This window comes from Vibrio crassostreae, from assembly GCF_024347415.1.
GTDB lineage: Bacteria > Pseudomonadota > Gammaproteobacteria > Enterobacterales > Vibrionaceae > Vibrio > Vibrio crassostreae.
The window spans coordinates 1,159,700-1,174,371 of record NZ_AP025476.1 but is presented as its reverse complement, the minus strand read 5'-3'; the positions used below and the strand labels follow the sequence as shown (position 1 = coordinate 1,174,371).

General features: G+C 44.5%; 12 protein-coding genes. 2 read left to right on the top strand and 10 right to left on the bottom strand.

Translation table 11 applies throughout. The features are described from left to right. Nucleotides 1-312: 312 nt before the first annotated feature. From ycfP to hinT, 6 genes are all read right to left on the bottom strand, one after another. Nucleotides 313-852 (bottom strand): alpha/beta hydrolase YcfP, encoded by a 540-nt coding sequence (gene ycfP, locus OC193_RS05480; RefSeq protein WP_048658279.1) that lies wholly within the window; start codon nt 850-852, stop codon nt 313-315. A gap of 108 nt (nt 853-960) precedes the next feature. Then, entirely contained in the window at nt 961-1,815 is an 855-nt protein-coding gene (locus tag OC193_RS05475; RefSeq protein WP_048658278.1) for a phosphotransferase, read from the bottom strand. Nucleotides 1,816-2,001: 186 nt separating this feature from the next. Continuing rightward, nucleotides 2,002-2,592 (bottom strand): penicillin-binding protein activator LpoB, encoded by a 591-nt coding sequence (lpoB, locus tag OC193_RS05470; RefSeq protein WP_048658277.1) that lies wholly within the window; start codon nt 2,590-2,592, stop codon nt 2,002-2,004. 86 nt (nt 2,593-2,678) lie between these two features. Continuing rightward, nucleotides 2,679-3,062 (bottom strand): YcfL family protein, encoded by a 384-nt coding sequence (locus OC193_RS05465; protein ID WP_019822451.1) that lies wholly within the window; start codon nt 3,060-3,062, stop codon nt 2,679-2,681. Further along, on the bottom strand, nt 3,062-4,453 hold the full coding sequence (locus OC193_RS05460; RefSeq protein ID WP_048664103.1) for a COG3014 family protein: 1,392 nt from the start codon (nt 4,451-4,453) through the stop codon (nt 3,062-3,064). The genes OC193_RS05465 and OC193_RS05460 overlap by 1 nt, the downstream gene beginning before the upstream one ends. A gap of 296 nt (nt 4,454-4,749) precedes the next feature. Beyond that, nucleotides 4,750-5,100 carry a purine nucleoside phosphoramidase gene (gene hinT / locus OC193_RS05455; protein ID WP_048664105.1) on the bottom strand — a complete coding sequence of 117 codons (351 nt, stop codon included), beginning with the start codon at nt 5,098-5,100 and terminating at the stop codon, nt 4,750-4,752. A gap of 277 nt (nt 5,101-5,377) precedes the next feature. Here hinT and OC193_RS05450 point away from each other — a divergent pair, with 277 nt between their 5' ends. After that, complete coding sequence (locus OC193_RS05450) at nt 5,378-7,369, top strand: methyl-accepting chemotaxis protein (RefSeq protein ID WP_048664106.1); 1,992 nt, start codon at nt 5,378-5,380, stop codon at nt 7,367-7,369. A gap of 197 nt (nt 7,370-7,566) precedes the next feature. Then, a complete protein-coding gene (locus tag OC193_RS05445; protein ID WP_048609362.1) occupies nt 7,567-8,733 on the top strand; it encodes a DUF1887 family protein in 1,167 nt (388 codons plus the stop codon). A gap of 197 nt (nt 8,734-8,930) precedes the next feature. Here the strand turns inward: OC193_RS05445 and udp are convergent, their stop codons facing one another. From udp to OC193_RS05425, 4 genes are all read right to left on the bottom strand, one after another. Then, nucleotides 8,931-9,689, bottom strand: coding sequence for a uridine phosphorylase (gene udp, locus OC193_RS05440; RefSeq protein ID WP_017632176.1), 759 nt, complete (start codon nt 9,687-9,689; stop codon nt 8,931-8,933). A gap of 313 nt (nt 9,690-10,002) precedes the next feature. Continuing rightward, nucleotides 10,003-12,360 carry a zinc/cadmium/mercury/lead-transporting ATPase gene (locus OC193_RS05435; RefSeq protein WP_048664108.1) on the bottom strand — a complete coding sequence of 786 codons (2,358 nt, stop codon included), beginning with the start codon at nt 12,358-12,360 and terminating at the stop codon, nt 10,003-10,005. A gap of 153 nt (nt 12,361-12,513) precedes the next feature. After that, nucleotides 12,514-13,977, bottom strand: coding sequence for an MATE family efflux transporter (locus OC193_RS05430; protein ID WP_048658273.1), 1,464 nt, complete (start codon nt 13,975-13,977; stop codon nt 12,514-12,516). Between the two features lie 171 nt (nt 13,978-14,148). Further along, a complete protein-coding gene (locus OC193_RS05425; RefSeq protein WP_048658272.1) occupies nt 14,149-14,565 on the bottom strand; it encodes a CBS domain-containing protein in 417 nt (138 codons plus the stop codon). Nucleotides 14,566-14,672: the final 107 nt, after the last annotated feature.

Here is a 14,672-nt window from a genome sequence, read left to right as displayed (position 1 = left end):
AAAAAGGCGTCTAGCTGAGAGATAGAACGCAAATTATGGGCAAGTTTTTCACTCGCTCTCAATTTTTTTTGATATTTGTCAAAATATTTTGCTTAAGAACATTATATATAGCAAAAAGATGACCGCAACAAAAATCCTTACCCACAATGAGGATTCGCGGCTAATTAGTTAACGTTTGCGCAAACTTATCTATAAATGCACAAACCGACCGATAAAACATATACAACTGTTTTATCAATACCAATATCTAAGATTCAGATGTGAAAAAGCAGCACCCAAATGAGTGCTGCTTTTATAAAATAACCGGAGTAATTAAGCGTTCTTAAACGCTTTCATTGCCTGAAGATGTTGAGAGATTTTTTTGAATTTGTGACTCTCTTTCTCGTCCCAGATTACGTCGTAGTAATCTTCGAGTGCAGCGGCTGTTTTGCTATTGTCGTGAATTTCATCTTCACGAGAAAGCACCACTAAACAGCGACCTTTGTTCTTCATACGGTACTGCTCAACACACTTGGTCGCAATATCTTCGTACTCTTCAGGACGGTCAATTCGACCTACCATGTTGTTTTCAGGTTGCAAGTTTGGATTGAAAATCACCTGCTTAATACCACACAAGAAACCAATGCGCTCAGACCAGAAACCACCTAAACCTACACCACAAATAATTGGATGCGGATCATCTGATTGCTCTATCACTTTATGCACTTCTTTTAGCAAATGCTGCATATCGTGTTTTGGATGCAAAGTACTGTAGTTGATGAAACGAACGTCATCATCAATGAATTGCAACTGCAGTATTTTTTCGTGATTGCCCGGGCTTGTTGAGTCGAAGCCATGTAGATAGATAATCATTGTACCTCCCCCGTTGAATATTGGTACGTTTTGATCAATCTAACACGAAAAACAAGGTTTTAAAGGTAACAGCTGAGAAATTATATTTTTCACTTCCTAAACGTGATCCTAGCTACATAAAGTGTGACTCAGAGCCTCTGCTTCCTGCAAATAACTTTCATCGCCCCAAAGCTGATGAGCAAGTAAATACCAAAGCATCGCCATCATTTGGCTTCTTGGTAACCACGCTGCTACACCATCTAGCCAAGGCTGAACATCATGGATACCTCGCAGCTGACAGTACTTCTCAACCGCTTCAGTAGCCGGCACTCCAGTAACCGCAATGGTCAAGGTTAAATCGAGCCTAGGGTCTGCTAGCGCAGCGTATTCCCAGTCGATAATCTTAATACCGTCACTGTTTCTCACCAGGTTATAACCACCTAAATCAAAATGGCACAAAGACAGGTCGACATTGGTAACACTCGGGGCCACGCGCCACTCTTGATAAACCTTAGTGCAGGCTTCGGTCTTATGAATCGCATCAAGCTGCAGCCAATAGTGGTCGACTCGCGCTGTGAAACTGAATGGTTGCAGTGGTAATCGCGCAGTATTGACCAGATGCACAGAGATCAGCGTTTTCAACAGGTCATCGAGCTCTAGATCTTCGTAAAGTGTCTCACCTGCAATCCACTCAACCAATAAACCCTGTTCATTCACCACCACTGGGCTTGGCCCGATGCCGAGACGCTCAATTGCCGACAACACTTGGTACTCTTCATGACGAGAGATGAAGAAGGCTTTAGTGATAGGTGTTGTTGGCCGCCAAACATACGCAGTGCCATCGGCATCAACCAATTTCCAACATCGATTGGTCAAACCGCCTGTTAATGTCTGAGCTCTAACTGGAGGCTCAGAAAAGTAACCATCAAGCGAACTCAGACTGGTATCAAGAAGCTTAGCCTCAGACCAAGAAAAAATTGCCATTGCTCATTCCCTATAAACGTCTTCATTTCCCTACAAAAAAGACACTGACCAAAAGCCAGTGTCTCTTCATAAACAGCACATCATGCACTGCATTGGCGTGTGACCAAGCTATGTGTGATCAAGCTATGCGCAGCCAAGATTAGACGCTGTCAAAACTGGCTGCGTTTAGTTGGCAAGTAAGCGAAATTAAAGGCCTAGAAGGCTCTTAGATTGTTGCTTACGGATTTCAGTCTCGTCAGCCCACTCAATCAAGCCAGACTCAAGATCCATTAGGCGCATCGTCATTTTGTAGTATACGTCTTCATCGCTACCCGCTTTCTTAACGATGCTTGATAGGTTGCCGTACAACATATACTGAGCGCCCACCATTTTACCAAACTGAATCGCTGAACTTTGGTTTACAAGCTCATCGTTGTTTTGGAAGTTCAGTTGATCACGAACAGACTCAACACGATCCATATCAACGAAACGGAACTTACCAGAATTCAACATTTTAGTACTGATTGTGTCAGTGATTGACTCAGTATCGATGTGCTCACTTGTTTTGTTCTTGATTCGCTCAACGAACACGATTGGACGCTGTTCACGAGTAATGTAAGCCACTGAACCAGACGCCATCATGCTATCGACCATTTCACCCGCAATCGTTTGAAGGTCAGTTGAACCGAAATCGATTGTCGTGGTTTCTACTGCTTGTGCATCACCGTAGCTTACCTTGTTCGAACAACCGCCTAAAATAACCGCTAAACCTAGTAGCGCAATGACACTCTTTTTCATTTTGTTTCCTCAACTTATCACTGAGTGGGGTTACCCACACTCTTAAATTCTTATATTTACGAACCATTCGATCCGTTTTGTCTAACTTACTGCTCTCGGAACTGAACTCTAAACTGAGTCGCTTTCGGGTTTACCGACACTTCTGACAACGAAATACTTTCAAAGCCACGCACAATTGCTTGCTTCCAAGGGCCTTGCTTTAGGTTGACCTCAAGGCCGGCATCGTCGTACCAGTAAAAACGATAAAGGATATGTTGATCGCCTTTATAGTTACTGTTTAAACGAACGATTCCTCGCGTATGACCGTCGACTAAATCGGTGCGGATATCTTCAACCTGTAAGCGGCTGCCCAATACATTGTCACCAAAGAAAACGTTCTGAGTCAGACTATCGACCCTTACACCAGCTGTATTATCAGCACAACCAGCCAGAGCCATAACCGCTGCTAAGCTCACTAACCACTTTTTCATTACAGCCTCCCTAGCTGTTTATGCCACATTGTTGCGTTGTTTCCTTGTCGAGAAATCCACACCAAGGTGGTCTGCCCCTCTCGAATATCAAAGTCATACGTTTTAGCGCCAGCCTCCAACGTATATTGACCACTGTTTGCTACAAACGTGCTGCTCTTAATCTCTGCTGGTAAAGATTGCCAACTGCGAGTGTCTGGTTGCTCTGTCAGTGTGTTCCAGACGTTGAACAGAATATTACCGACATCATCGCCTTTGGTGGCTTCTTTACGAATGCGATCTTTCGCAACCACACGTAGCGCTTGGCGAATAACAATGCTCGTCATACGCTCAGATAAATCGTTTTGAGCCATTGCATTTACATCGGTAATCAAGTGCTCTTGTAGCGGCTGCCCGCTGATTCGTAATGCAGAAAAACGCTCTACGTTTTGGCTCGGGTAATATGGCAGCGCAAGAGAGTATATCGCTCCCTGATCGCGACTGTCATAAACAGGTAAATCTAGTCGCCAACTGTCCATAGCTTGTACAGCGCTCTGTTCTTGAAGAACAATTACTCTCCCTTCACCTGCATTAATTTTAGAAGACTGCTTATAACGTTTTTCTAGTGTCGCTAAATCTTGTCGCATCCCTAAACGAGCGGCTGTCGCCATGGTTCTGTCGATGATATCTTGGTTATCTGGCATCACAGCCAAAGCACGACGATAATCAACATAAGCGCTATTTAGATCATTCGAAGCTTCATAAAGCAGACCAGACAAGAACATCAGATATGCATTCTGTACCGACTGCAGTTTTTTACCCGCATCTGGGTAGTTGGCAAGGATGCTACCGACATTGGCAGACAAACCTTGCTTCTTCGCATCGTTAGCTGCCCGGTCTAACTCAGCTTCGCGTTGCTTCTTCGCTTGCTCTTGCACTTGGTTGGCGCGACGCATTTCGATCACCGCACCTTCTAAATCATTTTTCTTGAGGTAATTTAAACCGAGATAGAGATGAAGAAAGCCCAACTCATAATCGGCTGGCACATAATCGGTAATATTGTCATTCACAGCCAACGCACCCACGCTGGTTGCACTGTCTGATATTGAGATTACGGCTTTTCGTTGCTGCTCAGTAACCGCCTGATCAGCCACTTCAAACGAAGACTTACTCTCAGGATATTTTTGATCCAGCAGGTTAATTCTGCCTCTTTCAAAGTTATCAAGGATGTCGCCTGCCGCGTAATCTGGTAGCTCTTGCTGAGCCTCTGAATAATCTCCAGATTTAACGGCTTGGTAGATCGCTTTGTTTTGTGCGCTGTAATGACTAAATAGGCTTCCTGCTGAAATACTCGCACAACCTACGGTCAACGCCGATAACAGGGCAATGGAAGCGAATCTAAACTGTTGCTTCACTTATCGTCTCCGTGCATGTTTAAAATGCCAACTTTATTAGGGTCTGCTGACCTTTCGTGGTCTCATTATCAAAACGAAACGTGTTGTAAAAAGGATCTCAAGCCAGTTGAAACCCTACTGATTTAGCCTCTGCCTAGGCGATGCCGACATTCAGACAACAGATAGAACTTAAAGTTGGCATACAAACTACAAATTTTCCAACTAACTACTAGTGTTAACCCGCTAATGAGCTCGTTTAATCTAGCCCATTAGCTTTCATTAACTCGTTAGCTTTTCATTAGCTCATTAACTTTTTATTAGCTCATTAATAGCGGACCAAGTGGACGGCCACCAACCAAGTGCATGTGAATATGATAAACCTCTTGGCCACCGTGAGAGTTGCAGTTCACGATAAGACGATAGCCATCTTCTGCGATGCCTTCTTCTTTTGCTAACTTCCGAGCAACGGTAAACATGCGGCCCATCATCGCTTCATCTTCGACTTCAACATCGTTAGTTGTTGGAATCAACTTGTTAGGGATTATTAGGATATGGCTTGGCGCGCGAGGGTTAATATCACGAAATGCGGTTACTAAATCGTCTTGGTATAGTCGATCTGCAGGGATTTCTTTATTGATGATCTTACTAAAAATGGTTTCTTCAGCCATGTTTCTCTCCGATAAAACATTTATTTTTTAATGCTTTGAGTATGCGCTATGCCGCATCAAACCACAATAAATCTGCTTTAAAGCATAATAAAAAACACCGTTCAAATCAAAGAAAACGAGCCTCAGCTCTCAAGAATGGCATGTTGGTTATAACTGAGGGTTATTTTTGACGTGTGCGTCATAAAATGCGCAAGCGGAGCTCAATAGAATGCTGATAATTTTGTTAGTTTTACTTTGACCTGACATTAGGTCAGCATTTTTATTTAGGGAGAAAGCCATGAAGGGATCTGTGATCAAGCGTATGTACGCTGGTTTCGCACTGATCATCATCATGTTCGCAGTCACGATAACCATCATGATGAACAGCATGAATCAGATACACAGCAATTTTGAGAGTGTCTCAGAAACCTCATTACCACTTGTCGCGCTTTCAAATCAAACAAGTGTTCAATTGCTCTCTGCTGATAAGTCATTCAAAGATTTCTTAACCACACAAAACGCTGAACGCATGTCTGCAATGCGTACAGAGTTTGCTGCATCACAAGACTCGTTTTCTGAAGTGCTAGGTAACTTAGAAGCAGCAAGCCAAAACAATGTTTCGCTCACCGAACGTATCGCCCAATTAAGAGCGATGGAAGAGCGCTACTTCGCCGAAGCAGACGAAGCGATGAACAACTACGTCGCTATGTTTGAAGCACAAGAACAAGTACAAAAAGCGTCTCGCGATTTCCAACGCTTACATTCAGAATTAACCGTTGGCATGAAAGAGTACGTGGCCGACCAAAAAAGCATCTCTGTAAAAGTAATGGCAAAAAGCTACTTCATTAAACTGCAAGACGCAGAAGTCATTACCTCTGATGCACTTGCTAGCTCTGATGTAGCCTTCGTTCAAAAAGCCGTTAACCAAAATAAAAAGGCCGTTACTCACCTTAACTACGCTTATCGTGGCCTATCAACACAACTACCAGCACTTAAAAATGTCTTTGATGAATCAGTTCAAAAGTTCACCAAAGATGTTGGTCAGAAAGGCGGTGTCTTGGACAAACACAACAACTACTTGAAAGCGAAAGAAGCTCTGTATATCAACATTGCAAACCTAGCCGTAGAAGTAGACCAAGCAATGGCAGTGCTAGATTCATTCAACGTGACCGCTGAAGAGCAACTGAACTCGTCGTTAGCTGACGCAAGCAGCATCTACGACAAAGGCCTATTCAATGCGATCGCAATTGGCATCATTGTGACCGTATTCGCTGCAGCGATTGGTTACCACATAGCACATAGCGTAAGAGAGCCATTAACTCGCATTCTCGGGACATTAGAAGGCCTGACTCAAGGCGATATGACTCAACGTATCGATATTCGCTACGACAACGAATTCAGCCGTGTGAGTCGCCACATCAACACCTTGGCGGACAACTTGCACAATATCCTTGTGAAGCTGAATGATGCTTCAGATGACTTAACCAAGACAGCAAGCGTAAACCAAAAGACTTCTTCTGAAACGCAAGCTCAGCTGAACAGTCAACGTGAACAAACGGCAACTGTCGCGACCGCAATGACAGAGATGTCTCATTCTGTACAAGAAGTGGCAAACAGCGCGCAAAGCTCACTCACCATGGTTCAACAAGTAGAATCGGCTTCTGAGTCTGGTCGTCAGATCATGAACACCAACATTAGCACTATCAATCAGCTTGAGGTTCGCCTTACTGAGTCTGTGGGTGCTGTGGGCGAGCTACAACAAATGAGTAGTCAGATTGGTTCAATCCTTGACGTTATTCGTGGCATTGCTGAACAGACCAACCTACTTGCACTTAATGCGGCAATCGAAGCAGCGCGTGCTGGCGAACAAGGTCGTGGTTTTGCAGTTGTTGCCGATGAAGTACGAGTGCTAGCGCAAAAGACCACTCAATCAACGTCAGAAATCGAAACCATGATCAGCAACCTGCAATCAAGCTCGAAAACAGCAAGTAACGTGATTGAAAGTTGTATGAGCGACATGGATATGTCAGTCCAACAAGCTTCAAGTGCAAACAGTGCGATGGAAGAGATCCAAGCCTTGATTCTAGAGATTAGCCACATGAGCACACATATCTCTCAAGCAGCCGCAGAGCAGAGTGAAACGTCTGGCGATATCGCGCGTAATATCGAAGACATCAACCACATCGCAGATAAGAGTTACCAAGCGATGTCATCAATTGCAGAAGCCAGCCAAAACCTAACGATTCTGGCAAATCAGCAAGGTGATTTAGTACATCAATTCAAACTATAGATAAATGAAGAATCGATAGATATTTAGTGAGATTGTTGAGACTTCATACCCAATAGTGGTAACTAATTGAGCTAGGGCAACTTTTATCAAGGGTTGCCCTTGTTTTTTATGAGCTTTGTCATTATATGATTATTAAGGCTTGCTGCTTCCCGTTTTTTCTTTCACCTTTATGAGCGAGCCGCTATTAAGGAATTTATATGGCTGTTCATGTTGGCATTATCGATCAAGACCCTATTCGCTTGCTCACCCCTTTACTTGATAACCGAACGGTCAGCACTCACATCGTGTTTATCGGCGACAAGAATCAAGTCAGTATGTACAAACGTTTAGACAGCGTTTTACAGAAGCGCGACATTACCAGTGAGTTTTTCGAAATTCCGACCATCGTAAACACATCTGTAATCAAAGAATCTATCCAAACTCTTGCCGAAGACCTCAAAGCTCGCGGTCAAGAAGTGAAGCTCAACGCGAGTTGTGGCCTGCGTCACCGCCTACTTTCGGTGTACGAAGTATTCCGTACTTACCACTGGCCAATCTTCGTGGTTGAACCAAACAGTGACAAGCTGTGCTGGTTGTACCCGAACGGAAAAGAAGACGCACAAGTTCAAGACCGCATTACTATCGACGACTACCTAACGGTATTTGGGGCTCGTGGCGAGTTCAGCGATGTTCAGCTATCTCCGCAACTTGATCAGAAACTTTATGAACTGGGTGAACGTTGGGCAAGTAACGCGCTAGAATTGGGCCCAGGCCTTGCGACATTAAACTACCTTGCAACGACCTGCCGTAAAGAACAGAAGCTTGATGTTGGTCTCTCTGAGAAGCAACAAGGTTACCGTGAACTGAACATGCTGTTGAGCGATTTAGTTGAAGCGAAGATTGCGACTTACGACAATGGTATTTTAACTTTTGCTAATGAAGACGCACGCCGCTTCTCAAACGGTGAATGGCTGGAGACTCTGGTTCACAGCACAGTGAAACAAATCCAAGATGACATGCCGACCATTCAAGATCGTTCTTTGAATGTTCAGGTATACCGTCAACTGGGTGAACGAGAAGTTCGTAACGAGCTTGATGTTGCCTCAGTGGTGAACAATAAGCTGCACATCATCGAATGTAAGACCAAAGGTATGCGTGACGATGGTGATGACACCTTGTACAAACTGGAATCGCTTAGAGACCTATTGGGTGGCCTACAAGCACGTGCAATGTTAGTGAGCTTCCGCCCTCTTCGCCATAACGACATCACACGAGCAGAAGATCTTGGCCTTGCATTGATTGGCCCTGACGAATTGAAAGATCTTAAAACACACCTAACGGCATGGTTTACGGCTGCGGGTGGTAGTGAAGATCTAGAGTACTAAAAACAAATAAACTCATGAGAGCTAAATGCTCTTAAGCAGATTGTTAAAAAGGTGAATGACGATTAAGTCACTCGCCTTTTTTGTATCTGATACTTTTTCTTGTCTACTTTCTCTGCCACATAAAAAATGGCCACATCATTCGATACGGCCATTTTCAAAATTTGCAGTCAGTTTAAGACTTAAATCTTTTTTGCAACTTAAAGCATTTTACGAGCAGCTTCTACAACTACTTTGATTGAACGCGCTTCTGTTACTTTTAGTGTGTCGTGATCAGGCGTCTCTTTTTGAGTACGGTTGATGATTACACCAGCAACACAACCTGCTTTCAGACCAGAACTTGCACACATAGTTAGCAGCGTTGCAGATTCCATCTCGAAGTTTAGAACGCCCATGTCTTGCCATTCTTGCATAGAACCTTGGAAACGCTTAACAACACGACCAGAGAACGTATCGTAACGCTCTTGACCTGGGTAGAAAGTGTCACTTGAAGCCGTTACGCCCATGTGAACTGCTGCGCCTGATTCTTCAACCGCTGCTTTCATCGCTGTTGCCACTTCGAAGTCAGCAACTGCTGGGAATTCCATTGGAGCAAAGTGCAGGCTAGCGCCGTCTAGGCGAACAGAACCTGTAGAAACAATCATGTCACCCACGTTTACGTGAGGTTGGATAGCACCAGTAGTACCAACACGTAGGAAAGTACGAACACCAAGTTGAGCAAGCTCTTCTACAGCGATAGAAGTAGATGGGCCACCGATACCTGTTGAACATACAACAACTGGCTTGCCGTCTAGCTCTGCGCGGTAAAGCGTGTATTCACGGTGACTAGCAAGGAATACTGGATTCTCCATCTCTTCCGCAATTTTTTGCACACGAGCAGGATCACCAGGGATGATCGCCAGAGTAGCACCGTTAAGATCTGCTTCAGTAACACCTAAGTGGAAAACAGCTTGAGACATAGTTCGCTCCTTTTGGCTTATTGGGCTTTTTACCCTTATTTAAGCTCATAATAAATTCGTGGGGTACGAACACACTCTAACCAAGCTTATTACAAAATGAAGTGATACATGTCACACGAATGATCGCAACAAGAATTCAAGTTTCACAAAAAACCGATTGGCATCACAAAAATAAGCAATCCGTATACCTATGTTGCATACTAATGAGACAAAAAGCGCCTTTAACGTATTACCGCTAAAGGCGCTTTTTAGATTAGACGCTTTCTATATTCGTCGCTTTGAATGAGACATAATCTATGTCAGAGATCTGAACTTAATCCGCCTTAGACTTGAATCGAAGCAGACGTAGAGCATTTAATGTCACCAAAGCTGTCGCACCACTATCCGCTAACACTGCAACCCATAAGCCAGTAATACCTAATAAGCTCGTCACCAAGAATACACCTTTCAAACCGAGCGCTAGCGCAACATTTTGACGGATGTTGTTCATAGTTGCTTGCGATAGCTCAATCATCGCTGGCAATTCTGTTAAGCGGTTATGAGTTAGTGCTGAATCCGCCGTTTCCAAGGCAACATCAGTCCCTCCGCCCATTGCGATGCCGACATTCGCCGTTTTCATTGCTGGCGCATCATTGATGCCATCACCAACCATTGCAACGTGCGACTGTTGAGATAACTCCTCAACGTAAGATACCTTGTCGCTTGGAAGTAGGCTCGCCTTGTATTGCATACCAATCTTACTGCTGATCGCAGCCGCACTGCGCGGGTTATCGCCAGTCAGCATGATAGATTGAATACCCAAATCATTGAGTCGTTCAATCGCAAGCTTAGCGTCACTGCGTAACGTATCTTGCCAAGCAATCAGACCAATCACTGTCGTATTTTGCTCTGTTGATTCTTCTTGATCTTTAAGCTCAAGAGCAACCACAACCGTCTTGCCCTCGCCTTCCAATGCTTCTACCTGAGAAACCACATCGGCACCAAGATCGAACGCTATTTTAGACGGTGACAGAACCTGATACTTAACGCCATCAACATCACCTTCAACACCACTACCGATAAGTGCGATCTTGTTGTGTGATTCAGGAATCTCAATATTCAGATCTTTTACTTTAGCGACAAGTGATTGCGCCAATGGGTGAGTAGAGCCAACTTCAATTGCACCAACCACACGCAGCATCGCATCTTGTTGCCAACCCGAAAGAGGCTGAATATCCGTAACCTGAGGCTTACCTTCGGTCAGTGTGCCCGTCTTATCGAAGGCGATAGTTTGGATTTTACCAAGCTGCTCCAGTGCTGCACCGCCTTTAATTAGTGCACCACGTTTCGCTGCTGCCGCTAAACCAGAAGTAATCGCTGCTGGCGTCGAGATAACTAACGCACACGGACAAGCAATCAATAATAACGCTAGGCCACGGTATACCCATGTTTCCCAAGGTTGAGCGAACAACAGTGGTGGCGTGATAATAACGAGCAAAGCCACCACCATCATCAATGGCGTGTACCAACGACTGAACTTATCAAGGAAACGTTCCAGCGGTGCTTTACGAGACTCTGCTTCTTCAATCAAGTGAAGAATACGGTCGATTGCGTTTTCACCTTGTTTTGAAGTGATGGTTATACGAACCACTTTGTCCACGACGACGGCACCAGCCATAATGCTGTTACCTTCGGTGTGTTCAACAGGAACAGATTCACCGGTTAACGCACTTTCATCAAAGCTCGCCGCGTCTGTAATCAATTGACCGTCAGCAGGTAAACGAGAACCCGCAGCCACTTCAATCACATCACCAGGAACCAGTTCACTGACTGCTACTTCAACACGTTCACCGTTGATAATCTTAGTTGCATTTTCTGGTACCAATGCCATTAACGCTTGAACGCCACTTCTTGCTCTAGATGAAGCAAACGCTTCTAAGCGCTCACCAATCAAGAACAATAATAGAACCATCGCCGCTTCCGCGGTTTCACCCAGGTACAAAGCACCCAGTGCGGCAACACTCATTAAGGTTTCAATAGCAAACGGTGTACCTGAGCGTGCCAACTGAACCGCTTTCTTCGCCACCGGATATAAACCAAGCAAACAAGTTACCGTAAACAAGCCTTCACTTAATTGAGGATAGGTACTTTTCAGAAGCGCAGCAAACAGCATTGCCGCTGCAATCGCGATAATCTGTAAATTAGGTTGGATATGAGCTTGCCAAAAAGTCTCAGGTTGTTGTTTTTCTTTCTTTGAACCGGCTTCCGTAAGAGGGAAACCCGTTTTAATAGAGACCTGTTCAATGGTGTCGGCAAGGCTTTCATTATCGAATTTCACGACCAGCTTTTCGGTAGCAAAGAGAACCTTCGCTTGAATAACACCGTCAATATTGCTGATCGCGTTTTCTATTTTTCTTGCACAAGCTGGGCAGTCCATTCCGGCAACCAACCAACTTTTCGAAAATTGAGCGTCGAAAGATGAGGGTAAGGACTGACTGTCCTCTTCTCCATTGTCCGAACTACAACAATCATCCCCTGACGATGAAGGAGCCGCAGAAGAAGAACTACAACAGCCAGATGAAGTACCTGCTGCCGTGATGCTGGAAATTTTAGGGCTAGAGCAAGTTGCTCCTGTCGCTTGAGGTTGAACGTCCACTTTTGTTGAGCGGCACGCTGCATGTTTTGCGCACATAATGTATCTCCTTAATACTCAAAAGCCTTGAGGTTGTTGCTGACTCACGAGCAACAGAACCTTAAGTTCATCAAAAGTATAAACCTTGGAGGCTACTCCAAGGTCAAGAAGAAGTTATCAAGAAAACAAAAATATTATGCCAGCGCCGATAGCTTACTGAGATTTAAGCTCCGCACACTCTTCACGGTTCGCCGATACATCATCAATAAGAACCGCATCGTGTGAACAGAATGGCTGAGTGTTCAAGCTGACAATCGACACATCATCTTCCACTGGATCAACTTGAGAGCCCTGCATTAACTCAGCAATATGATGTCGAAGTACCAAAATACCTAAAATCCCGAACAGAACATTACCCAAGGCTTGACCATAGAGAACACCCAAAGCGCCATACCATTGTGAACCTAGATAAACGAACGGCAGAGTACCTAAAGTCGCTTTGCCCAAATTCAATGCTGTCGAGTAAAGCGGTTTACCTAGGTTATTGAAAGAGGTATTGGCAACAAACAGCGCGCCGTTAAAGGTAAAGGTCAACGCCACATAGGTACAGAAAGCCGCCACAATGATTGCTGCATCACCTTGCAGGCTAAAGCCTTGAATGACGTAACCTTGAACGAAGTACAACAGAATACAAACGGCGATGGTATAGAGTGTCGTCACCAGTAACGAGTTGTTGAGTGTTTCTTTAACTCTATCCATTCGTTCTGCACCAAAGTTCTGACCAATGATTGGTCCCACAGCGCCAGACAAGGCAAAGATAACCGCAAAACAAACCGGTGTTAGACGACCGATCACGGCAAAGCCCGCGACAAAATCCTCACCATATTGTGCGATACCTGTCGTCACAATCGCGTTACCGATAGGCGTTGCGGTATTGGTGATAATCGCAGGCAACGCAATCGCCAATATAGGTCGAATATTAATGCGCCATTGCACAAAAGAAGGTGGAGCCACCAGCTGATGGCTGCGAATCAGGGGATAAAGCGAGAAGAATAGCACTGAGAAGCGAGCAACAACCGAAGCGATAGCTGCCCCTTCGATGTTCCAACCAAAACCAAAAATAAACAGAGGATCGAGAATCGCATTAACAATTCCGCCCGACAAAGTCGCCCACATCGAACGTTTGGCATCACCTGCCGCTCTTAAGCCTGCACCCGCTGCCATCGCTAACGCCAAAAAAGGACCACTTGGTAGCAAAATCTGTAGGTAAGCTTGAGCACGCTCGGCTGCAATGCCTTTGGCGCCTATCGCGGCTAGCAGCTCTGGAATATAAGCGAACATGATTGCCGTTACGGTGGAACTGATAACAAACGCAGTCAACATGATACTGGTGCTTAGGTTTCGAGCGTGTTCTTGATTCTTTGAGCCGATGGCTTTGGAGACTAATGCGCCCATGGCAATGGAAGTACCAATCGAAACAGAGGTAGAGAAAAAAGTCAGCGTACCTGCAAAGCCTACCGCAGCAGCCAATTCGACCTGCCCGAGCATACTGATAAACAACATGTCGAGTAAATCAACCACAAATAACGCCATCAAACCGACAGAGCCAGCCCCCGACATCACCAATATGTGGCGCATCGTTGAACCTTCAACAAACTTTGCCGTTTGATTTGACATGAAACCTCCAAAAGTTGGAATACCCAAGAGCTAAAGCCCTATCAACTAATCAACAGGCTAGGGATCCACAAAGAAAGGATCGACCAAGAAAAGTGCTATACATAAAAAAGGCGCTAGTGCGCCTTTTTTCAATTGAGGATATTGAGAAAAATAATCGTTCTTAACACGCTACTATACCTGATGTTTGAAGCATTCTTCCAAGTTCTTGCCGATTGCTCTCAAAACATCGGTTCTAGTGATCATACCCACCAGTTTTCGATTATCGATTACAGGGTATGCTTTAGGTTTGCCCACCTGCATCATGTCCGCCAATTCAATAATGGATAAGTCAGGTGACACCGACAGTACTTCTTGGTGCATGCAATCACCCACAAGGTGTGTGTCTTGGCAGAAGTAACTGACCTTCACAAGTTTCTCGAGTAAATCCTGCTCAGAAAGGAAGCCTATCACTTGTTCGTTATCATCGATTACGGGTCCACCCATGTGGTGGCTACGCATCACTTTGTCTAACGCTAGACTTAACGGCATATCAGGAGTAAATGTCACAACCTGCTGCGTCATGTAATCTTTCACTTTAATAGAATGCATTGCGTTCTCCCTAAATACTTTGCGTTATATATTTTTCTATCTTGTTAAGTTAATTGTTGTCTAAAATCTTGATTTTACTAAATGGATTTCAACAATTTTATTGATAG